The organism is Microbacterium natoriense (genome assembly GCF_030816295.1).
Lineage (GTDB): Bacteria > Actinomycetota > Actinomycetes > Actinomycetales > Microbacteriaceae > Microbacterium > Microbacterium natoriense_A.
This window is the reverse complement of record NZ_JAUSXV010000001.1, coordinates 3,711,454-3,732,713: the sequence shown is the minus strand read 5'-3', so window position 1 is coordinate 3,732,713 and position 21,260 is coordinate 3,711,454. Positions and strand designations below refer to the sequence as shown.

Sequence of the window (21,260 nt, the reverse complement as noted above, 5' to 3'; positions counted from 1 at the left end):
CGACAGCGCCGCGACAGCGTCGTGCAAGCGGGCAAGCGGATGCTGTCCCCATGACAAATCACAACGCAGATTGGGCCGTCGAGGCCGATGGACTCGTGAAGGTGTTCGGGACAGAACCGCGCGGTCGACGGCGTCGACCTCCGAGTGAAGACCGGCACCGTCTACGGAGTCCTGGGCCCGAACGGCGCCGGCAAGACGACGACCATCAACATGCTCGCGACCCTCATGCGACCCGACGGCGGCTCGGGCCGCATCTTCGGCTACGACGTCGTGCGAGACCCGCAGATCGTCCGTCAGCTCATCGGCGTCACAGGGCAGTTCGCCTCGGTCGACGAGACGCTCTCGGCGACCGAGAACCTCATGATCTTCGCCCGGCTGCTCGGCCTCGGCCGCAGTGAGGCCAAGAGCAAGCAGGAGGAGCTGCTCGAGCGCTTCGGTCTCGCCGAGGCGGCCCGACGCCCGCTCAAGGACTTCTCGGGCGGCATGCGCCGTCGCCTCGACCTCGCCGCATCCCTTATCGCGCAGCCGCCCCTGATCTTCCTCGACGAGCCCACCACGGGCCTCGACCCGCGCACACGCGGCCAGATGTGGGACACGATCCGCGAGCTCGTGGCGACCGGCTCGACCGTCCTCCTCACGACGCAGTATCTCGACGAGGCCGATCAGCTCGCCGACCGCATCGCCGTGATCGACCACGGCAAGGTCGTCGCCGAAGGCACGAGCGACGAGCTCAAGGCGTCGGTGGGAGCCTCGAGCCTGCAGCTGCGTCTCGAGGACGCCGCCGACACGGCTGACGCGCTCACCGCGATCGAGCGGATGCTGGGCGTGCGGGGCACGCTCTCGCCTGAGGCCGCGCGAATCACGGCGCCGATGGCCGACCCGAACCGTATCGCCGATCTCCTGATCACCCTGCGGGAGAGCGGCATCCGGGTCACCGAGCTCAGTGTCCAGAAGCCGACGCTCGACGAGGTGTTCCTCACCATCACCGGAAAGCCGGCCACGGTCGGCGAAGACGCAGACGCACAGAAGGAAGAGGTGCACGCATGACCGCCATCGCCACGGCGCCCTCGACGGCCAGGATGATCGTCCCGGCATCCGAGCGCCATCTGAAGAACCGCACCAGCCTCGGCCAGAGCGTGCAGAACACGCTCACCATGGCCTACCGCGGACTCGTGAAGATCCGCCGCACGCCAGAGCAGCTGTTCGACGTGACCCTTCAGCCGATCATCTTCACGCTGATGTTCACCTACATCTTCGGCGGGGCGATCTCGGGCGATGTCGCGTCGTACCTGCCCGTGATCATCCCCGGCATCCTCGTGCAGACCGTGATCACCACCTCGGTCGTCACGGGCACCCAGCTGCGGGAGGACATGGACAAGGGCGTGTTCGACCGGTTCCGCTCGCTGCCGATCGCGCGCATCGCACCGCTCTCCGGTGCGCTGCTCGCCGACACCCTCCGCTATGCGATCGCGACGACTCTCACCTTCGTCATGGGCTTCATCATGGGCATGCGCCCCGAGGGAGGCATCGGCGCGGTCGTGGCGGCAGGGCTGCTCGTGATCGGATGCTCCTGGGCGATCAGCTGGATCTTCGCCTTCTTCGGAGTGATCGCGCGCACGGCGTCGAGCGTGCAGGGCATCTCCATGCTCGTGCTGTTCCCGCTGACGTTCCTGTCGAACGCCTTCGTGCCGGTCGACACCATGCCCGGCTGGCTTCAGGGCTTCGTGAACGTGAATCCGGTGTCGCACCTGGTCACCGCTGTCCGCGACCTCGTCAACAACGGCGTGTTCGGAGCGGACGCCTGGATCTCGATCCTCGGCGCCGCGGTGATCGTCGCGATCTTCGCCCCGCTCACGGTCCGGGCGTACATGCGCCGGGCCTGACTCCCACCGTTCCGCCGAGCCCCGCTCTGTCGTCGAGACCCCCTGCTGCGCACCCCGCCAGCCGGGGGTCTCGACGCGAACCCGGGGGTCTCAGCGGCCGGGGACTCGATGCGTCAGCACGCGCAGCGTTTCATCGACGAGCTGCTCGGATGGCAGAGCGGATGCCGCGGCGCGCGCCGCGGCGACGGCCTCGGCTCCGACCACTCCTCGCGCCTGTGCAAACAGCGCCGTGAGCGACAGGCTCGGCAGATCCTGTCGAGCGCCGAGAAGCTCGGCCAGTGCCAGCCCCCGCAGACCGCGATCCTGCTCGGTCGGCGTGGTCAGCGCCCACGACGACCAGCCCGCCAGCGCTGTGCCGATCACCGGTCGGTCGACGTAGGTCGGATTCATACGGTGCAGAGCCAGGGTCCGTGTCCGCAGGCGGTTCGCCCACCGCGCGAGGTCAGCAGCGGGGAGCAGCTCGTCGGCGACCGAGGCCGTGATGAGGGTCGCCAGCAGCACCAGGTACCACGGGGTGGCGCGCTGATCGCCCGACGGGAAGCCGGCCAGAGATCGTCGATAGCCTGCCACCGCCCCCTCGAGGTCACGGCGTGTGCGCGCCACCTCCGCGAGGCCGAACCAGCCCAGCGCCGCGTACTCCACCCCCTGCTGGGTGAGCTCGGCCGTACGGGACACGTCTTCGAAGACGCTCTCGGCCTCGTCCAGGCGGCCGAGGCCGAGCAGAGCGATGCCTCGCGTCCAGTCCTGCTGCACCTGCTCCTCCGACACGTCGAAACCCTCGGCGCTGCGTCGGGCACGGTCGAGCCAGACGAGAGAATCCGCGTGATGGCCCGACTGGCCGGCGACCTGTGCCGCCGCGCTCGCCGCGAGCGTGCCGATCCACCGGTCGTCGATCTCTCCTGCCAGCTCCCAGGCGCGTTGCGCCGACGAAGCGGCCGTGACGGTGTCGCCGGTGTTCTCGGCCGTCTGCGAGGTGAGGAACTCTCCGACCAGGCGCGCGGCCGGTTCGGGCTCTTCGCGCAACGCCCGCAGGACCGCCATCATCCGCTCCGGACGCGACACCTGCACGGTCACCGACAGGAGCGCCGCCAAGGCTGGGCTCAAGATCACGCCGGGCGTGCGGGCGATGCGGCGCAGGCGGCTGATGGCGCCGAGCCCACGCGGGTCCTCGCCGACGAGGGCCATCAGCCCGCACGGCAGCAGGACGCTCACGAGGAGATCGGCGGACACCGCGTCGTGGTCGAGCCCGTCGAGCGCCGCGATCACGATCGGTGTGAATCCGAAGAACTCCGTGAACGCGCCGCGCACGACCCACGCGGACATCAGCGCAGAGAAGATCCGCACGACATCGGCGGAAAGTCCGCTCTCTGCGGCGTAGCGCAGCGCCGCGACCAGGTTGTCGTTCTCGGCGTTCAGCTCTGCCAGAACGTCGGGGCGCACCGGCGCGCACTCGCCGAACAGCGCAGCCCCCGGCATCCGGGAAAAGCCGCCTGCCCATGCCAGCACGGCATGCCACGCGTCGTCTTCGGCGCCCGAGGCTGCAAGCCGGGCCAGGCCGAACTCGCGCACCGTCTCCAGCATGCGGAACCGCACACCCGTGCCGGTATCGGTCGCCGCGAGCAGGGACTGGGAGACCAGCCGGTCGAGCAGGTCGTCGACGGCGCTCTCGCCGAGCACTGCTGACGCCGAGACCGTCGAAAAGCCTGCCGGAAGAAGGGACAACCGGACGAGCGCGTTCCTGGCGTCGTCGTCGAGCAGGTCCCAGCTCCACTCGATCACAGCCTGCAGGGTGCGATGGCGTTCGGGCGCGGCGCGGTCGCCGCTCGTCAGCAGGGCGAAGCGGTTCTCGAGGCGAGACTCGATCTGCTCGGCGGTCATGGTGCGCACGCGTGCGGCGGCGAGCTCGATCGCAAGAGGCAGTCCGTCGAGGCGGTCGCAGAGCCGGGCGACGGTCGCTCCGTCGAGTCTCGCGTCGGGGCGCGCCGCACGCGCCCGTTCGAGGAACAGCCGCACCGCCGGGCCCTCGCCGTCGCCCGCGCTCAGCGCGGTGAGCGGGTACACCGCTTCGGCGGCGATCGCGACGGGCGTCCGACTGGTCGTGACGATCCGCAGCGTCGGCACTGCGCCGAGCATGTCGGCGGCCCAGGCCGCGGCCGCGTCGATGATCTGCTCGCAGTTGTCGAGAACGAGCAGCGCCGGTCGCTCGCCCAGCAGCGCGACGATGCGGGTGCGCAGGTCGGGCTGCGATCGCGCGTCGGACAGCCGGCTGCCGGCAGAACTCTCGCTGATGCCCAGCGCCGCCCCGATGGCGGGTTCCAGGTCGGCATCGGCGCGGATGCCGGCCAGGGCGACGACCGCGACGACCGGCGCGTCGGATGCCGCCGCCACCGCCTGCGCCAGCCGGGTCTTGCCGAGGCCGCCCGGGCCCAGGATCGTCACGAGCCGGCTGGTCGCCAGCAGTGCCTCGATGCGCTCGACGTCGTCATCGCGGCCGATGAGCTCGTTCGGAGCGGCTTGCAGCCCGATGCGCACCCGCGCGGGCGCAGTCGCCTCGTCGCCGCGCAGGATGCGGGCGTTCAACGCGCTCGTGTCCTTGCTCGGAGAAGAGCCGAGATCATCCCGCAGTCGGGTCCGCAGCCGCGCGAACACGGCCAGTGCCTCCTGCTCGCGCCCGGCCTCGACGAGAGCCGTCATCAGCTGAGCGTGCGCCTCCTCGTCGTATGGCTTCGAGTCGGCGAGAGCGGCCAGCGCCGGGATCGCGTCGGCCGCGCGGCCGAGAACTATGAGCGAGCGCGAGCGCGCCGCGCGGAGGCGATCGTGCAGTGCGCTCACGGCGGCTGCGAGGTCGAGCGCGACGGGGGAGTGGGCGAGATCCGCCCCCGCCTCTCCGCGCCAGAGCGACAGGGCGTGCTCCAGCAGCGGCAGTCGCGCCGCATCGCCCTCCGGGAGACGCGCGGCGGCGGCATCCGCGTCTCTCGCGATCGCGAGGTCGCTGTCGACGGCGACGCCGAGCGCATAGCCGATCGCGTCGCTGCGGATGATGTCGGCTCCGGCCAGGGAACGCAGCCGGGACACGAGGGTCTGCACTGCTCCGCGCGGATTTGCGGGCAGGTCGTCGCCCCACACGTCGGCGGCGATCGCGTCGACGCTGCGGGATGCGCCGCCGCCGAGCGCGAGCGACGCCAGGAGGGCGCGCGACGTCGCGCCGGGGATGTCGAGCGGGATGCCGTCGGCCGCGGCGACCTTCACCGGGCCGAGCACGGCGACCCGCGGAGTGCGCTGCATCACCTGGCAAGCATAGGACGACGACCCGACGTGAGGTTCCGGGCCCCACGGCCGAGGTCATCCGACCTGCGGATCCGCTGTGAGAAGAGCCGATCCGCAGCATCCGCGCCGGCACAGTCACTATCGTTTTTCGATAGATATCCATTGCTGATCGATAGGGTCGTCATGCAGCCTCGCGTCACCGTCATCCTCCAGGTGCTGATCCTCGTCCTGCTCGGACTCCTCGTGGCCAGTCAGGTCCTCGTGATCCCCGAAGTCGCCCGCATCACCGCCAGCCGGAACCCCGATGTCGCCCAGCTCGAGATCCCGGGCATCATCGGGGCGGTCGTCTTCCTCGGCCTCGTCGAGGTCACGCTGGTGTGCATCTGGTTCCTGCTCTCCCTCGTGCAGGCCGACCGCATCTTCCGCGTCGAGGCCTTCCGCTATGTCGACGTGATCCTCGCCGCGCTCATCTCGGCAGGCGTGCTGATCCTCGCCTCGTACATCGTGATCGTCGCAAGCCGGGCGGTGTCGCTCTCGCTCACGCTCCTCGCGGTCCTCGGGGTCGTGGTGAGCGCGGCGCTGGCGCTGCTCGTGGTCGTGCTCCGCGGACTCCTGCGCAAGGCGCTCGAGCTCGAGCAGGATCTCTCCGAGGTCGTCTGATGCCCATCGTGATCGACCTCGACGTGCAGCTCGCCCGCAAGAAGATGAGCGTGCAGGAGTTCGCCGACGCCATCGGAATCACCCCGGCCAACGTCGCCGTCCTCAAGAACGGTCGTGCCAAAGCCGTGCGCTTCACCACTCTCGACGCGATCTGCCGAGTGCTCGAATGCCAGCCGGGCGACATCCTGCGCTGGGTGCCCGACGGACAGGAGCCGTGATGACGACGACGCAGGTATCGACCTGGGGCGAGTCGGTCGCCCGGCAGCTGCTCGACGACGCCAACTGCCCGGTGTGCCAGTGGATGCTGTCAGACGGATGCTGCGCCCGCTGCGGTTCCGACTTCCGCGGTCCCGTCGCGATCGAGGTGTGGAACGCCTCGGTCGCCGCCGCGAACGCGCTGCGCGCCCGTGACGAGCTGCTGCGACGCCTGCCCGTCATCCCGCTCGCACCGGTCGGAGCGGCTCCCCGCCCGCATACGGCCTCATCACAGACTCCGTCGTCGGCACCGCGCGGTTCGCATCCGGCGACCGCATCCGCATCGGCCCCGCAGAGCAGCGCGACGCTGCAGTCCGTGCTGGCCACCGCGGGGGCCGGGCTCTTCGCCGTCGCGGCGATCGTGTTCACCTACTTCAACCCCGATCTCGCCGACAAGGCGCTGCGCGGCGTCATCGTCGGACTCATCACCCTGCTGTTCCTCGGCGGAGCCTGGCTGCTGTCGCGACGGGGCCTGCGCTTCTCGGCCGAGGCGGTCGGCGGGCTCGGGCTCGTGTTCGGCGGACTGGACGTGCACGCAGTCGCCCAACTCGCCGCTCCGGAGATCGACCCCTGGCTCACCTCCGCGGCGGCGACGGCTGTCGCGGGCACCGTCATGCTGCTCGCGAGCTTCGCCCGCGGCATCCGCATCTGGCAGTGGACCTCGCTCGTCGCCCTGTCGCTCGTGCCCGCGATGATCGGCGCAGGTGTCGGCGCACCGCTCTGGGCCGTGCTCGGCGCGATCGGCGTCGCCTACGCTGCGGCCGGTCTCATCGAGTGGCTGCGTCCGCCGAGGGTCGAGCAGATCACCCTCACGGCGCTGCAGCTGATCAGCGCGCTCGTCGCGCTCGTGCTCCTGTGGCGGATCGGCGGCAGCTTCACGCCGTTCCTGCTGACGGCCGCAGGCCTCCTGGTCCTGATGGCGGCGCACGCGACGATCGCGTCGCGGCGGATGCTCGGACCGCTCTGGGGAATCGGGGCAGGCGGTGCGGGCTCCGCGGCGGTCGTGCTGGCGGTGTACGCCCTCGCGGGCGCGGCCTCGGTCGACGTGTCGTGGATGTTCGCGATCATCCCGGCTGCGGCCGCAGTCGCCCTCGTTCTCGTCGGGGCCGTCGTTCCGCTTCCGCGCACCGTGCCGCGCGGGTTCGTCGTCGGCGGCTCGTTCGCCGTGCTGGCTCTCCCGGCTCTGGTCCTGCTCGGCTTCGCCGCGCTGAACGGCGTGGTCGCGATCACCGAGGTGATGCAGCGGAGTCCCCGCGCGGAAGTCACGGGCGGAGCGATGGAATGGGGCCTGATCGTCGGTCTCGCCGCGGTCAGCACGGGGCTCGCCGTGTTCAGTGCGCTCGCGCGGCGACGTGACAGCATCCGCTCGCTCGCGACCGCCCCCGCTCGTGTGTCGTCGGTCATGGCGGCCGCCGCCGTTCTGGTGCTCGGCTGCGCGAAGGTGCTGCCGCTGCCCGTGTCTGTGGCCGTGCTCGCCGTCGCTGTCGTCGTGGTCGCCCTGGTCCTCCGCTACGTGAGGGTCTCGGCTGCCGGCACTCGGATCGTTCTGATCGTCGCCGCACACGTGGCGTTGATCGCCTCAGCCGTCATCGCCTGGCGTGAGCCGTCGATCGTCCCGCTCGCCGGCGTCGGCACGCTTCTCGCGCTCGCCGTCCTGGCCGGTGTGCTCCCGGCCCGGCTGCGATTCGTGTACGTCGGAGTCGGCTTCGCGTTCGCGCTGACGCTCGTCTCCACCGCGCTCGGCGAGAGCGGCGTCGACGGCATCGCCCAGCTGTGTCTGACGGCGTCCGCGGGTCTCGCCGTCGCGATCGCGGCCACCTACCTGCCCCGCATCGGGGCGCGGGCATGGCAGACGGTGCTCGTGGTCTCGGCGGTGCCGTTCGGCATCGGAGTCCTGCAGGTCGTCGTCGAGCGCAGCGGCTGGACGGCCCTGTCCACCGGGCTGATGTTCGTGCTGGCCGTCTCGCTGCTGGTCACGCGCCGTCCCGGTCTCACGGTCACCGTGCGCACGATGGCCGCGGGGATGCTGGTCCCGACTCTCGCCGTCGTGATCGTGTGCCTGGGCGCGCAGCTGCTGCCGTCGAGCGGTTCTCCGGTGACCCTGCCGATCATCGCGATGCTGGTGGCGTTGGCGTTGCCGGCGACGCCGCTGATACGCGCTGCACTGCTCGAGAGAGGTCACGCCGTCGGCGCTGCCGACGCCGCGCGGGTCGCGATCGAAGCGTCGTCGCTGCTGACCGGCGCGATCGCGATCCTCCTCGCGCTCTGGCGCGATGCGGCCGGACTCGGCACGGCATTCCTCGTGCTGCTGATCCTCGGTCTCGGCGCCGCGGCCGCCGCGCTGTTCGCCGGACGCCGGTATGCGTGGGCGGTCTCGGCAGCCGCGTTCACCGGAGCGCTGTGGTGCGTGTGGGGCCTCATCGGCGTCGACCTGCTCGAGGCGTATCTGCTGCCGCCGACTCTGGGCGCAGCGCTCGTCGCCGTGCTCCTGACTCTGCGTGGAGCGCGCGCGGTCGCCCTGTACGCCGCAGGCCTGGTCGTCGCGATCGGACCGCTGCTCGCGATCGTCGCGGTCGTCGAGCCCGACCCGGCGGGGCAGACCTCGATTCCGTGGCGCGTGGGCGGGTTGCTCGCGGCGGGCTGGCTGCTGCTCGCACTCGCGCGCTTCTTCGGGCGGAGCGAAGCGGCGGGGCGCGTGCGCCGGCTGCGGATGCTGCGCACCCCGACCCTGCTCGCCGCGGGCCTCGCGGCGAGCGTCGGCACGATCCAGGCCATCAGGATCGGTCTCGGATGGGACTTCCCCTCGCTCCGCGGCGCCGGTCTCTTCCTGGCGTGCCTCGGGGCCAGCGCGGTGGCGGCTCTGGCCCTGATGCTCGCAGGCCGCGGCATCCGCAGAACCTCCGACAGCGCGCCCCTGCAGTCGAGCCGGTGGCTGGGGGCTCCAGCGGCTCTTGCGCTCGCCGCGGGCACGTGGTTCGCGATCGAGCGCGACTGGTTCTCGATCTGGGCCATGTGGGCGCTGATGCTCGCCTATCTGCTCGCGGTCGTGTCGACGGCGTCCACTCTCCGCAGCAGGGCGACTCTGATGCCGCCGGTCTGGTTCCTGTTCGCGATCGCGTTCGTGACCGCCGTCGTGGCGTGGAGTCCGCGCGACCTGAGAGTGGAGTGGTTCTCGCTCCCGTTGGGCGCATTCCTGCTGATCGCCGGAGCTCTGAACTTCACCCCTGGGTCGCCGATCCTCCCCCCTGGGTCGCCGAGCCTCACCCCTGGGTCGCTGAGCCCGTCGAAGCGCAGGCCCACGCTCGACAGCTGGCCCGGTCGCTGGACCGGTTCCTGGGCGCTGCTCGCGCCGGGCATCGTCACGATGATGAGCGCGTCGATCGTGTCGACGTTCACCGATCCGCTCACCTGGCGGGCGATCCTGGTGATGGTCCTCGCACTCGCCGCCATCCTCGTCGGCTCGAGGGGTCGGCTCGCCGCACCCTTCCTGATCGGCCTCATCGTGCTCCCGATCGAGAACGTGTTCGTGTTCTCGGTGCAGATCGGTCGCGGGATCGAGTCGATGCCGTGGTGGATCACGCTCGCGGTGATGGGCGCCGTGCTGCTGATCATCGCGGTCACCGCCGAACGGCGGACGGGGGAGAGCGGATCGGTGGCGGCGCGGATCCGCGATCTGCGCTGATCCATTTGACCGCCACGTTACGCGGCATTACACTTGATCAGGTGTGTGCACGTCTTGACGTGCGCGCTGGGCGTCGGCACCTTGCCGGTCCGCCCCCACGGCATACCCACCACCACAAAAGCACGTCGGTTCCGGCGCGCCGGTGGGTCTGATGTGAATCCATCACGCTGTCACCGTGCAGCACTATGAGGAGAGAACGTGCCAACCATTCAGCAGTTGGTTCGCAAGGGTCGCTCGCCCAAGGTCTCGAAGACCAAGGCGCCCGCCCTGAAGTCGAACCCGCAGCAGGCCGGGGTCTGCACCCGCGTCTACACCACCACCCCGAAGAAGCCGAACTCGGCGATGCGCAAGGTCGCTCGTGTGAAGCTCCGCAACGGGACCGAGGTCACCGCGTACATCCCCGGTGAGGGCCACAACCTGCAGGAGCACTCGCTGGTGCTCGTCCGCGGCGGTCGTGTCAAGGACCTCCCCGGTGTGCGTTACAAGATCGTCCGTGGCGCCCTGGACACCCAGGCCGTCAAGAACCGTAAGCAGGCTCGCAGCCGCTACGGTGCGAAGAAGGGTTGAGTTAGATGCCTCGTAAGGGTCCCGCACCTAAGCGTCCCGTCGTCAACGACCCGGTATACGGCGCTCCGATCGTCAGCCAGTTGGTCAACAAGATCCTCGTCGACGGCAAGAAGTCCCTCGCCGAGTCGATCGTCTACAACGCCCTCAAGGGCGTCGAGGCGAAGAACGGCGGCCAGGATGCCGTCGCCACGCTGAAGAAGGCGCTCGACAACGTCCGTCCCACCCTCGAGGTCAAGAGCCGCCGCGTCGGTGGCTCGACCTACCAGGTGCCGGTCGAGGTCAAGCCGCACCGCGCGAACACCCTCGCGCTGCGCTGGCTCGTCAGCTACGCCAAGGGTCGTCGTGAGAAGACGATGACCGAGCGTCTGCAGAACGAGATCCTCGACGCGTCGAACGGCCTCGGCGCCGCGGTCAAGCGCCGCGAGGACACGCACAAGATGGCCGAGTCGAACCGCGCGTTCGCTCACTACCGCTGGTAACAGCTTCGCCCGCCCCCGGCCACTCGCCGGGGGCGGGCACCCCACTCTTCGCAGTACGACTGCCAAAAAGATAAGGACACTCCTGTGGCACAAGACGTGCTCACCGACCTGAGCAAGGTTCGGAACATCGGCATCATGGCTCACATCGATGCTGGCAAGACCACCACCACCGAGCGCATCCTGTTCTACACGGGCGTCAACCACAAGCTCGGCGAGACGCACGACGGCGCGTCGACCACCGACTGGATGGAGCAGGAGAAGGAGCGCGGCATCACGATCACGTCTGCCGCCGTGACCTGCTACTGGAACAAGAACCAGATCAACATCATCGACACCCCCGGTCACGTGGACTTCACGGTCGAGGTGGAGCGCTCGCTCCGCGTCCTCGACGGTGCTGTCGCCGTCTTCGACGGCAAGGAGGGCGTCGAGCCCCAGTCCGAGACCGTGTGGCGTCAGGCCGACAAGTACAACGTCCCCCGCATCTGCTTCGTCAACAAGATGGACAAGCTCGGCGCGGACTTCTACTTCACCGTCGACACCATCATCAATCGCCTCGGCGCGAAGCCGCTGGTCATCCAGCTGCCCATCGGCGCGGAGAACGACTTCATCGGCGTGATCGACCTCGTCGAGATGCGCGCGCTGGTCTGGGCCGGCGATGCCAAGGGTGACGTCACCATGGGCGCCTCCTACGAGATCCAGGAGATCCCGGCCGATCTCAAGGACAAGGCCGACGAGTACCGTCAGCAGCTCCTCGAGACCGTCGCCGAGACCGACGACGCTCTGCTCGAGAAGTTCTTCGGCGGTGAGGAGCTCACGGTCGCCGAGATCAAGGGCGCCATCCGCAAGCTCACCGTCGCATCCGAGATCTACCCGGTGCTCTGCGGTTCCGCGTTCAAGAACCGCGGTGTGCAGCCGATGCTCGACGCGGTCGTCGACTACCTCCCGAACCCGCTCGACGTGGGCTCGATCGAGGCGCACGATCCCAAGGACTACGACACGATCATCGAGCGTCACCCCGACGCGAACGACCCGTTCGCGGCTCTCGCGTTCAAGGTCGCGGTGCACCCGTTCTTCGGTCGCCTGACCTACGTGCGCGTCTACTCGGGCCAGCTCGACTCCGGCGCCCAGGTCATCAACTCGACCAAGGGCAAGAAGGAGCGCATCGGGAAGATCTTCCAGATGCACGCCAACAAGGAGATCCCGGTCCCCTCGGTCACCGCGGGCAACATCTACGCCGTCATCGGTCTGAAGGACACCACCACCGGTGACACGCTGACCGACCCGACGTCGCCCGTCGTCCTCGAGTCGATGACGTTCCCCGAGCCTGTCATCGAGGTCGCGATCGAGCCGAAGACCAAGGCCGACCAGGAGAAGCTGGGTGTCGCCATCCAGAAGCTCGCTGAGGAGGACCCGACCTTCCGCACCGAGCTCAACCCCGAGACCGGTCAGACGACCATCAAGGGCATGGGCGAGCTGCACCTCGACATCCTCGTCGATCGCATGAAGCGCGAGTTCAACGTCGAGGCGAACGTCGGCAAGCCGCAGGTGGCGTACCGCGAGACGATCCGCAAGGCCGTCGAGAAGCACGACTACACGCACAAGAAGCAGACCGGTGGTTCGGGTCAGTTCGCGAAGATCCAGTTCAACATCGAGCCGCTCGAGCTCGACAACGACAAGACCTACGAGTTCGTGAACGCCGTGACCGGTGGTCGCATCCCTCGTGAGTACATCGGCTCGATCGACGCCGGTTTCCAGGACGCGATGAACGTCGGCGTCCTCGCCGGCTACCCGATCGTCGGCGTCAAGGCGACCATCGTCGACGGCGCCGCGCACGACGTCGACTCTTCGGAGATGGCGTTCAAGATCGCCGGCTCCATGGGTATCAAGGAGGCTCTGCGTCGGGCGAACCCCGTTCTGCTCGAGCCGCTGATGGCCGTCGAGGTGCGTACTCCGGAGGAGTACATGGGCGACGTCATCGGCGACCTGAACTCGCGTCGTGGCCAGATCCAGTCGATGGAGGACGCCGCAGGCGTCAAGGTCGTCCGTGCACACGTCCCGCTGTCCGAGATGTTCGGTTACATCGGCGACCTGCGCTCGAAGACCTCGGGCCGCGCCGTCTACTCCATGGAGTTCAACAGCTACGCTGAGGTTCCCCGTGCAGTGGCCGACGAGATCGTCCAGAAGCACCAGGGCGGCGAGTAACACTTCTGGGAGCCGGGTTCCGGCCCGGCTCCCAGGTCCCCTACAACTTCACATTCCCTCTCTACTAAACTGAGAACCTAACCCGTAGAGAACCGGTCGCAATCCAGTGCCCGGTCACCTCTACACGACGTCCTGAGGAGGACCAAGTGGCTAAGGCCAAGTTCGAGCGGACCAAGCCGCACGTCAACATCGGAACCATCGGTCACGTTGACCACGGCAAGACCACGCTCTCCGCAGCGATCTCGAAGGTGCTTGCTGACAAGTTCCCGTCCGCGACCAACGTGCAGCGCGACTTCGCTTCCATCGACTCGGCGCCGGAAGAGCGTCAGCGTGGAATCACCATCAACATCTCGCACATCGAGTACGAGACCCCGAAGCGCCACTACGCGCACGTTGACGCTCCCGGCCACGCCGACTACGTCAAGAACATGATCACCGGTGCCGCACAGATGGACGGCGCGATCCTCGTGGTCGCCGCCACCGACGGCCCGATGGCTCAGACGCGTGAGCACGTGCTGCTCGCCAAGCAGGTCGGCGTTCCCTACCTGCTCGTCGCGCTGAACAAGAGCGACATGGTCGACGACGAGGAGATCCTGGAGCTCGTCGAGCTCGAGGTCCGCGAGCTGCTCTCGAGCCAGGGCTTCGACGGCGACAACGCTCCCGTCGTGCAGGTCTCGGCGCTCAAGGCGCTCGAGGGCGACGAGAAGTGGACCGAGAAGATCCTCGAGCTCATGCAGGCCGTGGACGACAGCGTTCCGGACCCGGAGCGCGACCGCGACAAGCCGTTCCTCATGCCCGTCGAGGACGTCTTCACGATCACCGGTCGTGGCACCGTCGTCACGGGCCGCGCCGAGCGTGGCACGCTCGCCATCAACTCCGAGGTCGAGATCGTCGGACTCCGTCCGACCGTCAAGACCACGGTCACCGGTATCGAGATGTTCCACAAGCAGCTCGACGAGGCATGGGCCGGCGAGAACTGTGGTCTGCTCCTCCGCGGCACCAAGCGCGAGGACGTCGAGCGCGGCCAGGTCATCGTGAAGCCGGGTTCGGTTACCCCGCACACGAACTTCGAGGGCACCGCGTACATCCTGTCCAAGGACGAGGGTGGCCGTCACAACCCGTTCTACACGAACTACCGCCCGCAGTTCTACTTCCGCACCACCGACGTCACCGGCGTCATCTCGCTGCCTGAGGGCACCGAGATGGTCATGCCCGGCGACACCACCGACATGACGGTCGAGCTGATCCAGCCGATCGCCATGGAGGAGGGCCTCGGCTTCGCCATCCGTGAGGGTGGACGCACCGTCGGCGCCGGTACGGTCACGAAGATCATCAAGTAAGCATCTGCTTCCTTCGCAAAGGGGTCGAGCCTTCGGGCTCGGCCCCTTTGTGCTTCCCACTGGATGACACTCGGTGTCGCAAACGACGCACGGGGTTCCGTATACCGGTGCGACGATGCAGAATGAGTGCTGTCGGCCCGTCGGCCGGCAGCACACACCTCAGAAGGGGATTTTCACATGGGTATCGAGGACGCCGTCAACAAGGGCAAGGAACTCTTCGAGCAGAACAAGGACAAGATCGAAGAGGCGGTCAAGAGCGAGCAGGCTGAGGACGTCAGCGACAAGGTGCTCGACGGCGTCGCCGACTTCGCCAAGAAGATCGCACCTGGTGCGGCGGACAAGATCGACGAGATCCGCGAAGGCGCCGACAAGGCCGTCGGAAACGAGTAGTCCCTCGCACGCACTCCGAGCGGCGGTCCTTCCTCAGGGAAGGGCCGCCGCTCGTCTCATATCCGCGCGCGGGGACTGAGACCCGGTATTCCGTCGCCCGATATCGCGTTCCTCGGCGATCATCCCGTAGAATGACTTCTGGCCGTCTGGGGATCTTACGGCCGGGAACGTCGAAGGGGTTCGACGTTCCGACGACACGCGGGGCACCCGCGTTCGATACTGGGGAACGATCTTGGGGATCATCGTGCGATGCGTGCGCTCTGCGCACCTCGGCTACTCCCTGCCTGCGCGGCGGGTCTCTCGCCGCGCCCTCGAACGAGGGGAGCGGCGTCCCTTCACGCTGCCCTCCTCGCGTTCGGTGCGCCCCCTCGCACTGGACGCCCTCCCCAAGCGGGGCGAGGCATGGGGATGCCTCGCCCCGCTCTTCTGACCCTGCCGCAGCGCCTTCGGCGCGGCGCTCTCGGAAGCGCGACACGCCCGGGTTTGCACAAGTGAAATCCGGCATGGCAGAATAGACAGGTTCGACATTTCGGCGCGCTCCGCGTGCCGGATCACCATCACGGCAGTGCATAGGCGGCGTCGTCTCGCAAGAGATGCAGCGCAGGGACCTAGGCCGCGGATGGCAGGACATCCCCGACACCTCTTCGCAGAGGCTCCGTCATGCGTGACGGAGGGTCGGCATCCGTCCGTTGCAAGACGTGCGGGATGACAGCAGAACAGTGGTGCGCAGAACGACTCTCCGGAGTCGTCCGTAGTGCCTGGCGCGAAATCAGCGCCATCGTGCGTCCAATGCCCCAGGGTCACCCGGCCCCGGACGGTAAGACGCCTAAAGAGAGAGAGCAGACAATGGCGGGACAGAAGATCCGCATTCGCCTGAAGTCGTATGACCACGAGGTCATCGACACGTCCGCACGCAAGATCGTCGACACCGTGACCCGTGCGGGCGCAACCGTCGTCGGCCCCGTGCCCCTTCCGACCGAGAAGAACGTCGTGTGCGTCATCCGGTCGCCCCACAAGTACAAGGACAGCCGCGAGCACTTCGAGATGCGCACCCACAAGCGTCTGATCGACATCGTCGACCCGACGCCCAAGGCCGTCGACTCGCTGATGCGTCTCGACCTGCCCGCTGATGTCAACATCGAGATCAAGCTCTGAGGTCCGCCATGGTTGACATCAACGCAAAGATTTCCAAGGGCATGCTCGGCACGAAGCTCGGCATGACCCAGGTGTGGAACGAGAGCGGCAAGCTCGTTCCCGTCACCGTCATCGAGCTCGCGCCGAACGTGGTCACCCAGATCCGCACCCCCGAGAAGGACGGCTACAACGCTGTTCAGATCGCCTACGGTCAGATCGACCCGCGCAAGGTGAACAAGCCCCTCACCGCCCACTTCGAGGCCGCCGGCGTCACGCCGCGTCGCCATGTCACCGAGATCCGCACCGCGGATGCCGCTGACTACTCGCTGGGCCAGGAGCTCACCGTGGACGCGACCTTCGAGGCCGGCCAGCTGGTCGACGTCGTCGGCACCAGCAAGGGCAAGGGCACCGCCGGTGTCATGAAGCGTCACAACTTCAAGGGCGTCTCGGCTTCGCACGGTTCGCACCGCAACCACCGCAAGCCCGGCTCCATCGGCGCATCGTCGACCCCGAGCCGCGTCTTCAAGGGCATGCGCATGGCCGGCCGTATGGGTGGCGAGCGCGTGACCGTTCTCAACCTCACGGTGCACGCCGTCGACATCGAGAAGGGTCTGCTGCTCGTCAAGGGCGCCGTCCCCGGTGCTCGTGGCCGCATCGTCTACGTCCGCAACGCAGTGAAGGGTGCCTGATCATGGCTGACTCGACTCTCGCGCTCGACGTCCTCAAGGCAGACGGCAAGAAGGCTGGCTCGATCGAGCTTCCCGCCGCGCTGTTCGACGTCAAGACGAACATCCCGCTGATCCACCAGGTCGTCGTCGCGCAGCTCGCTGCCGCGCGCCAGGGCACCCACTCGACCAAGCGTCGCGGTGAGGTCTCCGGTGCAGGCCGCAAGCCCTTCAAGCAGAAGGGCACGGGTAACGCCCGTCAGGGCTCGATCCGCGCGCCGCACATGACCGGTGGTGGCATCGTGCACGGCCCGAAGCCGCGCGACTACTCGCAGCGCACCCCCAAGAAGATGATCGCCGCCGCCCTGCTGGGCGCGCTGAGCGACCGCTTCCGCGGCGACCGCATCCACGCGATCGAGTCCTTCGGCATCGACGGTGCGCCTTCGACCAAGACCGCGGTGAGCTTCCTCACCAACGTCGTCTCGTCGAAGAACGTCCTCGTGGTGATCGAGCGCAACGATGACGTGACGCTGAAGAGCATTCGCAACCTGTCGAACCTGCACGTGCTGACGTTCGACCAGCTCAACGCCTACGACGTGCTCGTCTCCGACGACATCGTCTTCACCCAGGCCGCTCTCGAGGGCTTCATCGCCTCCAAGACCGGCGCCAACCAGGAGGTCTCCGCATGAGCGAGCAGGCATCTGTTCTCCAGACGGCCCTGAACAAGGACCCGCGCGACATCATCCTGAAGCCGGTCGTGTCCGAGAAGAGCTACGGACTCATCGACGAGGGCAAGTACACCTTCCTCGTCGACCCGCGCGCTTCGAAGACCGAGATCAAGCTCGCCATCGAGAAGATCTTCGGCGTCAAGGTCGCATCGGTCAACACGATCAACCGCGTCGGCAAGGCCCGTCGCACCCGCTTCGGCACCGGCAAGCGCAAGGACACCAAGCGCGCGATCGTGGCCCTCAAGTCGGGCACCATCGACATCTTCACGGCAGTCGGCTGACCCGGGGGATAAGGACAAATAATGGCTATTCGCAAGTACAAGCCCACGACCCCGGGCCGTCGCGGCTCGTCGGTGGCTGACTTCGCCGAGATCACTCGATCGACGCCGGAGAAGTCGCTGCTGCGCCCGCTCTCGAAGACCGGTGGTCGTAACAACCAGGGCCGCATCACGACCCGTCACATCGGTGGTGGCCACAAGCGCCAGTACCGTGTCATCGACTTCCGTCGCAATGACAAGGACGGTGTCAACGCCAAGGTCGCTCACATCGAGTACGACCCCAACCGCACCGCGCGCATCGCGCTGCTGCACTACTTCGACGGCGAGAAGCGCTACATCCTCGCGCCGGCGAAGCTGAAGCAGGGCGACATCATCGAGTCGGGTCCCTCGGCTGACATCAAGCCGGGTAACAACCTGCCGCTGAAGAACATCCCGACGGGTACCGTCATCCACGCGATCGAGCTCCGCCCCGGCGGCGGCGCGAAGATGGCGCGTTCGGCCGGTGCATCCGTCCGTCTCGTCGCCAAGGACGGCCCCTACGCCCAGCTGCGTCTGCCCTCGGGCGAGATCCGCAACGTCGATGCGCGCTGCCGCGCGACCATCGGCGAGGTCGGCAACGCCGAGCAGTCGAACATCAACTGGGGCAAGGCCGGCCGCATGCGCTGGAAGGGCGTCCGCCCGACCGTGCGTGGTGTCGCGATGAACCCGGTCGACCACCCCCACGGTGGTGGTGAGGGCAAGACTTCCGGTGGACGTCACCCCGTCACTCCTTGGGGTCAGGCTGAGGGTCGTACCCGCCACGCCAACAAGGAAAGCGACAAGTACATCGTGCGTCGTCGTAACGCCGGCAAGAAGCGCAAGTAGGAGTAAGAGAAGATGCCTCGCAGTCTTAAGAAGGGCCCCTTCGTCGACGAGCACCTGCTTCGCAAGGTGGTCGTGCAGAACGAAGCCGGCACGAAGAACGTCATCAAGACCTGGTCTCGCCGGTCCATGATCATCCCGGCCATGCTGGGTCACACGATCGCGGTCCACGACGGACGCAAGCACATTCCTGTGTTCGTGTCCGAGACCATGGTCGGTCACAAGCTGGGCGAGTTCGCGCCCACCCGCACCTTCCGCGGCCACGAGAAGGACGACAAGAAGGGGCGGCGCCGCTAATGGTCGAATCGATCGCACGCGTGAAGCACATCCGCGTGACCCCTCAGAAGGCTCGTCGTGTCGTCGCGCTCATCAAGGGCAAGCAGGCCCAGGAGGCTCTGGCGATCCTGAAGTTCGCACAGCAGAGCGCCAGTGAGCCGATCTACAAGCTTGTCGCGTCGGCCATGGCCAACGCGCAGGTCAAGGCGGATCGTGACGGCGAGTACCTCGACGAGCAGGACCTGTACGTGAAGAACGCGTACGTCGACGAGGGCACGACGCTCAAGCGTTTCCAGCCCCGTGCACAGGGTCGCGCTTTCCAGATCAAGAAGCGCACGAGCCACATCACGGTCGTGCTCTCGACGCCCGAGGCCGCTCCGGCTGCCGCAGGCGACAGCAACAAGAAGGCGAGCAAGTAATGGGACAGAAGGTAAACCCGTACGGCTTCCGCCTCGGTATCACCACTGATCACGTCTCTCGTTGGTTCTCGGACTCGACGAAGAAGGGTCAGCGCTACGCCGACTACGTGGCCGAGGACATCAAGATCCGTCGTCTGCTGCAGACGCAGCTCGACCGCGCCGGTGTCTCGAACATCGAGATCGAGCGCACCCGTGACCGCGTCCGCGTCGACATTCACACCGCCCGCCCGGGCATCGTGATCGGTCGTCGTGGCGCCGAGGCCGAGCGCATCCGCGGCGACCTCGAGAAGCTCACGGGCAAGCAGATCCAGCTGAACATCCTCGAGGTCAAGAACCCCGAGGCCGACGCTCAGCTCGTCGCCCAGGGCATCGCCGAGCAGCTGTCTGCTCGTGTGGCGTTCCGTCGCGCGATGCGCAAGGGTCTCCAGGGCGCGCAGCGCGCTGGCGCCAAGGGCATCCGCATCCAGGTCTCCGGCCGCCTCGGCGGCGCCGAGATGAGCCGTTCGGAGTTCTACCGCGAGGGTCGTGTGCCGCTGCACACGCTGCGCGCGAACATCGACTACGGCTTCTACGAGGCGAAGACCACCTTCGGCCGCATCGGCGTGAAGGTCTGGATCTACAAGGGCGACCTCACCGCCAAGGAGCTTGCTCGCGAGCAGGCCAACGCACCGAAGGCCCGTCGTGACGACCGTGGTGGCGACCGCCGCCGCGCGCCGCGCAACGAGGCCCCCGTCGCAGAAGGAGCGTCTGCCTGATGCTTATTCCCCGCAAGGTCAAGTACCGCAAGCAGCATCACCCGAAGCGTGATGGCCACGCCACCGGCGGCACCCAGGTGTCGTTCGGCGAGTACGGCATCCAGGCGCTCACCTCGGCCTACGTGACCAACCGTCAGATCGAGTCCGCTCGTATCGCGATGACCCGTCACATCAAGCGTGGTGGAAAGGTGTGGATCAACATCTACCCCGACCGCCCGCTCACCAAGAAGCCGGCTGAGACCCGAATGGGTTCCGGTAAGGGATCCCCCGAGTGGTGGGTCGCCAACGTCAAGCCGGGCCGTGTCCTCTTCGAGGTCGCGGGTGTCAACGAGCAGCTCGCTCGTGAAGCACTGACCCGAGCAATTCACAAGCTGCCGCTCAAGGCACGCATCATCAAGCGCGAGGAGGGCGACGCGTAATGGCGATCGGCACCAAGGAGCTCGCTCCGGCAGAGCTCGACACGTTCGAAGACCAGCGCCTCGTTGAGGAGCTGCGCAAGGCCAAGGAGGAGCTGTTCAACCTCCGTTTCCAGTCGGCCACCGGCCAGCTGGAGAGCCACGGCCGCATCCGCGCCGTCAAGCGCGACATCGCGCGTCTCTACACCGTGATCCGCGAACGCGAGCTGGGCATCCGTGCGACGCCTGCTCCGGTCGAGGCTCCGGCCAAGAAGGCGACCAAGTCGAAGGCGAAGAAGGCGGATGCCGCCGACGACGCCGTGAAGGAAGAGGCTGAGTGATGGCCACCAAGAAGGAAGCCGCTGTCGAGGCTGAGCACGCCGCACACGACGTGCGCGATGTGGATGCCCGTGGCTACCGCAAGTCGCGTCGTGGCTACGTCGTCAGCGACAAGATGGACAAGACCATCGTGGTCGAGGTCGAGGACCGCGTGAAGCACCCGCTTTACGGCAAGGTCATCCGCCGCACCTCGAAGGTCAAGGCGCACGATGAGACCAACTCCGCCGGCATCGGCGACCTGGTCCTCATCAACGAGACCCGCCCGCTGAGCGCCACCAAGCGCTGGCGTCTGGTGGAGATTCTGGAGAAGGCCAAGTGATTCAGCAGGAGTCCCGCCTCAAGGTCGCCGACAACACCGGCGCGAAGGAACTGCTCACGATCCGCGTTCTCGGTGGCTCGCGCCGCCGTTACGCGGGCCTGGGCGACACCATCGTCGCGACCGTCAAGGACGCGATCCCGGGCGGCAACGTCAAGAAGGGCGACGTCGTCAAGGCGGTCATCGTCCGCACCAAGAAGGAGACGCGCCGTCCCGACGGCTCGTACATCAAGTTCGACGAGAACGCCGCCGTGATCCTGAAGAACGACGGGGAGCCCCGCGGCACCCGTATCTTCGGCCCGGTCGGCCGTGAGCTTCGTGACAAGAAGTTCATGAAGATCGTCTCCCTGGCACCGGAGGTCATCTGAT

23 protein-coding genes and 1 pseudogene are annotated in these 21,260 nt (G+C 67.5%); 23 read left to right on the top strand and 1 reads right to left on the bottom strand.

What is annotated here, in order from left to right:
• The first annotated feature begins 50 nt into the window (after window positions 1–50).
• A pseudogene (locus tag QFZ53_RS17760) lies at window positions 51–1,047 on the top strand (ATP-binding cassette domain-containing protein).
• Entirely contained in the window at window positions 1,044–1,883 is an 840-nt protein-coding gene (locus tag QFZ53_RS17755; protein WP_307298612.1) for an ABC transporter permease, read from the top strand. Before QFZ53_RS17760 ends, QFZ53_RS17755 begins: the two are co-directional and overlap by 4 nt.
• Window positions 1,884–1,973: 90 nt before the next feature.
• On the opposite strand, the gene QFZ53_RS17750 is transcribed toward QFZ53_RS17755, so the two are convergent.
• Window positions 1,974–5,168, bottom strand: a complete 3,195-nt coding sequence (locus QFZ53_RS17750) for an ATP-binding protein (RefSeq protein ID WP_307299437.1) — start codon at window positions 5,166–5,168, stop codon at window positions 1,974–1,976.
• Between the two features lie 165 nt (window positions 5,169–5,333).
• Here QFZ53_RS17750 and QFZ53_RS17745 point away from each other — a divergent pair, with 165 nt between their 5' ends.
• The 21 genes from QFZ53_RS17745 (at window position 5,334) to rplN (ending at window position 21,259) form a co-directional block, all read left to right on the top strand.
• Window positions 5,334–5,810, top strand: a complete 477-nt coding sequence (locus QFZ53_RS17745; RefSeq protein WP_307298611.1) for a DUF2975 domain-containing protein — start codon at window positions 5,334–5,336, stop codon at window positions 5,808–5,810.
• Complete coding sequence (locus QFZ53_RS17740; RefSeq protein ID WP_292910300.1) at window positions 5,810–6,028, top strand: helix-turn-helix domain-containing protein; 219 nt, start codon at window positions 5,810–5,812, stop codon at window positions 6,026–6,028. Before QFZ53_RS17745 ends, QFZ53_RS17740 begins: the two co-directional genes overlap by 1 nt.
• Window positions 6,028–9,747: an SCO7613 C-terminal domain-containing membrane protein gene (locus QFZ53_RS17735; RefSeq protein ID WP_307298608.1), complete on the top strand. Its 3,720-nt coding sequence runs from the start codon at window positions 6,028–6,030 to the stop codon at window positions 9,745–9,747. The genes QFZ53_RS17740 and QFZ53_RS17735 overlap by 1 nt, the downstream gene beginning before the upstream one ends.
• A gap of 198 nt (window positions 9,748–9,945) precedes the next feature.
• Window positions 9,946–10,314, top strand: coding sequence for a 30S ribosomal protein S12 (gene rpsL / locus QFZ53_RS17730; RefSeq protein ID WP_013584051.1), 369 nt, complete (start codon window positions 9,946–9,948; stop codon window positions 10,312–10,314).
• A 5-nt stretch (window positions 10,315–10,319) separates the two neighbouring features.
• Window positions 10,320–10,793: a 30S ribosomal protein S7 gene (gene rpsG, locus QFZ53_RS17725; RefSeq protein ID WP_045256225.1), complete on the top strand. Its 474-nt coding sequence runs from the start codon at window positions 10,320–10,322 to the stop codon at window positions 10,791–10,793.
• A gap of 84 nt (window positions 10,794–10,877) precedes the next feature.
• Entirely contained in the window at window positions 10,878–12,995 is a 2,118-nt protein-coding gene (gene fusA, locus QFZ53_RS17720) for an elongation factor G (RefSeq protein ID WP_292910305.1), read from the top strand.
• Between the two features lie 146 nt (window positions 12,996–13,141).
• A complete protein-coding gene (gene tuf / locus QFZ53_RS17715) occupies window positions 13,142–14,335 on the top strand; it encodes an elongation factor Tu (protein WP_045256223.1) in 1,194 nt (397 codons plus the stop codon).
• Between the two features lie 177 nt (window positions 14,336–14,512).
• Window positions 14,513–14,725 carry a hypothetical protein gene (locus QFZ53_RS17710; protein WP_292910309.1) on the top strand — a complete coding sequence of 71 codons (213 nt, stop codon included), beginning with the start codon at window positions 14,513–14,515 and terminating at the stop codon, window positions 14,723–14,725.
• A gap of 253 nt (window positions 14,726–14,978) precedes the next feature.
• Complete coding sequence (locus tag QFZ53_RS17705) at window positions 14,979–15,155, top strand: hypothetical protein (RefSeq protein ID WP_307298603.1); 177 nt, start codon at window positions 14,979–14,981, stop codon at window positions 15,153–15,155.
• A gap of 416 nt (window positions 15,156–15,571) precedes the next feature.
• Complete coding sequence (rpsJ, locus tag QFZ53_RS17700) at window positions 15,572–15,880, top strand: 30S ribosomal protein S10 (RefSeq protein ID WP_017201594.1); 309 nt, start codon at window positions 15,572–15,574, stop codon at window positions 15,878–15,880.
• Window positions 15,881–15,888: 8 nt separating this feature from the next.
• On the top strand, window positions 15,889–16,548 hold the full coding sequence (gene rplC, locus QFZ53_RS17695; protein WP_292910311.1) for a 50S ribosomal protein L3: 660 nt from the start codon (window positions 15,889–15,891) through the stop codon (window positions 16,546–16,548).
• A gap of 2 nt (window positions 16,549–16,550) precedes the next feature.
• Window positions 16,551–17,213: a 50S ribosomal protein L4 gene (rplD, locus tag QFZ53_RS17690; protein ID WP_307298599.1), complete on the top strand. Its 663-nt coding sequence runs from the start codon at window positions 16,551–16,553 to the stop codon at window positions 17,211–17,213.
• Window positions 17,210–17,533 (top strand): 50S ribosomal protein L23, encoded by a 324-nt coding sequence (gene rplW / locus QFZ53_RS17685; protein WP_292910315.1) that lies wholly within the window; start codon window positions 17,210–17,212, stop codon window positions 17,531–17,533. Before rplD ends, rplW begins: the two co-directional genes overlap by 4 nt.
• A 21-nt stretch (window positions 17,534–17,554) precedes the next feature.
• Window positions 17,555–18,394 (top strand): 50S ribosomal protein L2, encoded by an 840-nt coding sequence (rplB, locus tag QFZ53_RS17680; protein WP_292910317.1) that lies wholly within the window; start codon window positions 17,555–17,557, stop codon window positions 18,392–18,394.
• 12 nt (window positions 18,395–18,406) lie between these two features.
• The gene (gene rpsS, locus QFZ53_RS17675) at window positions 18,407–18,688 is read left to right on the top strand and encodes a 30S ribosomal protein S19 (RefSeq protein ID WP_017201589.1); all 282 of its coding nucleotides are present in this window, start codon (window positions 18,407–18,409) and stop codon (window positions 18,686–18,688) included.
• Window positions 18,688–19,086: a 50S ribosomal protein L22 gene (gene rplV, locus QFZ53_RS17670; RefSeq protein ID WP_050722498.1), complete on the top strand. Its 399-nt coding sequence runs from the start codon at window positions 18,688–18,690 to the stop codon at window positions 19,084–19,086. The genes rpsS and rplV overlap by 1 nt, the downstream gene beginning before the upstream one ends.
• Complete coding sequence (rpsC, locus tag QFZ53_RS17665; RefSeq protein WP_045256216.1) at window positions 19,086–19,841, top strand: 30S ribosomal protein S3; 756 nt, start codon at window positions 19,086–19,088, stop codon at window positions 19,839–19,841. Before rplV ends, rpsC begins: the two co-directional genes overlap by 1 nt.
• On the top strand, window positions 19,841–20,260 hold the full coding sequence (gene rplP / locus QFZ53_RS17660; protein WP_292910324.1) for a 50S ribosomal protein L16: 420 nt from the start codon (window positions 19,841–19,843) through the stop codon (window positions 20,258–20,260). Before rpsC ends, rplP begins: the two co-directional genes overlap by 1 nt.
• A complete protein-coding gene (gene rpmC / locus QFZ53_RS17655; protein WP_067121112.1) occupies window positions 20,260–20,577 on the top strand; it encodes a 50S ribosomal protein L29 in 318 nt (105 codons plus the stop codon). Before rplP ends, rpmC begins: the two co-directional genes overlap by 1 nt.
• Complete coding sequence (rpsQ, locus tag QFZ53_RS17650; RefSeq protein WP_292910327.1) at window positions 20,577–20,894, top strand: 30S ribosomal protein S17; 318 nt, start codon at window positions 20,577–20,579, stop codon at window positions 20,892–20,894. The genes rpmC and rpsQ overlap by 1 nt, the downstream gene beginning before the upstream one ends.
• Window positions 20,891–21,259: a 50S ribosomal protein L14 gene (rplN, locus tag QFZ53_RS17645; RefSeq protein ID WP_025102399.1), complete on the top strand. Its 369-nt coding sequence runs from the start codon at window positions 20,891–20,893 to the stop codon at window positions 21,257–21,259. Before rpsQ ends, rplN begins: the two co-directional genes overlap by 4 nt.
• The last annotated feature ends 1 nt before the right edge of the window (window position 21,260 follow it).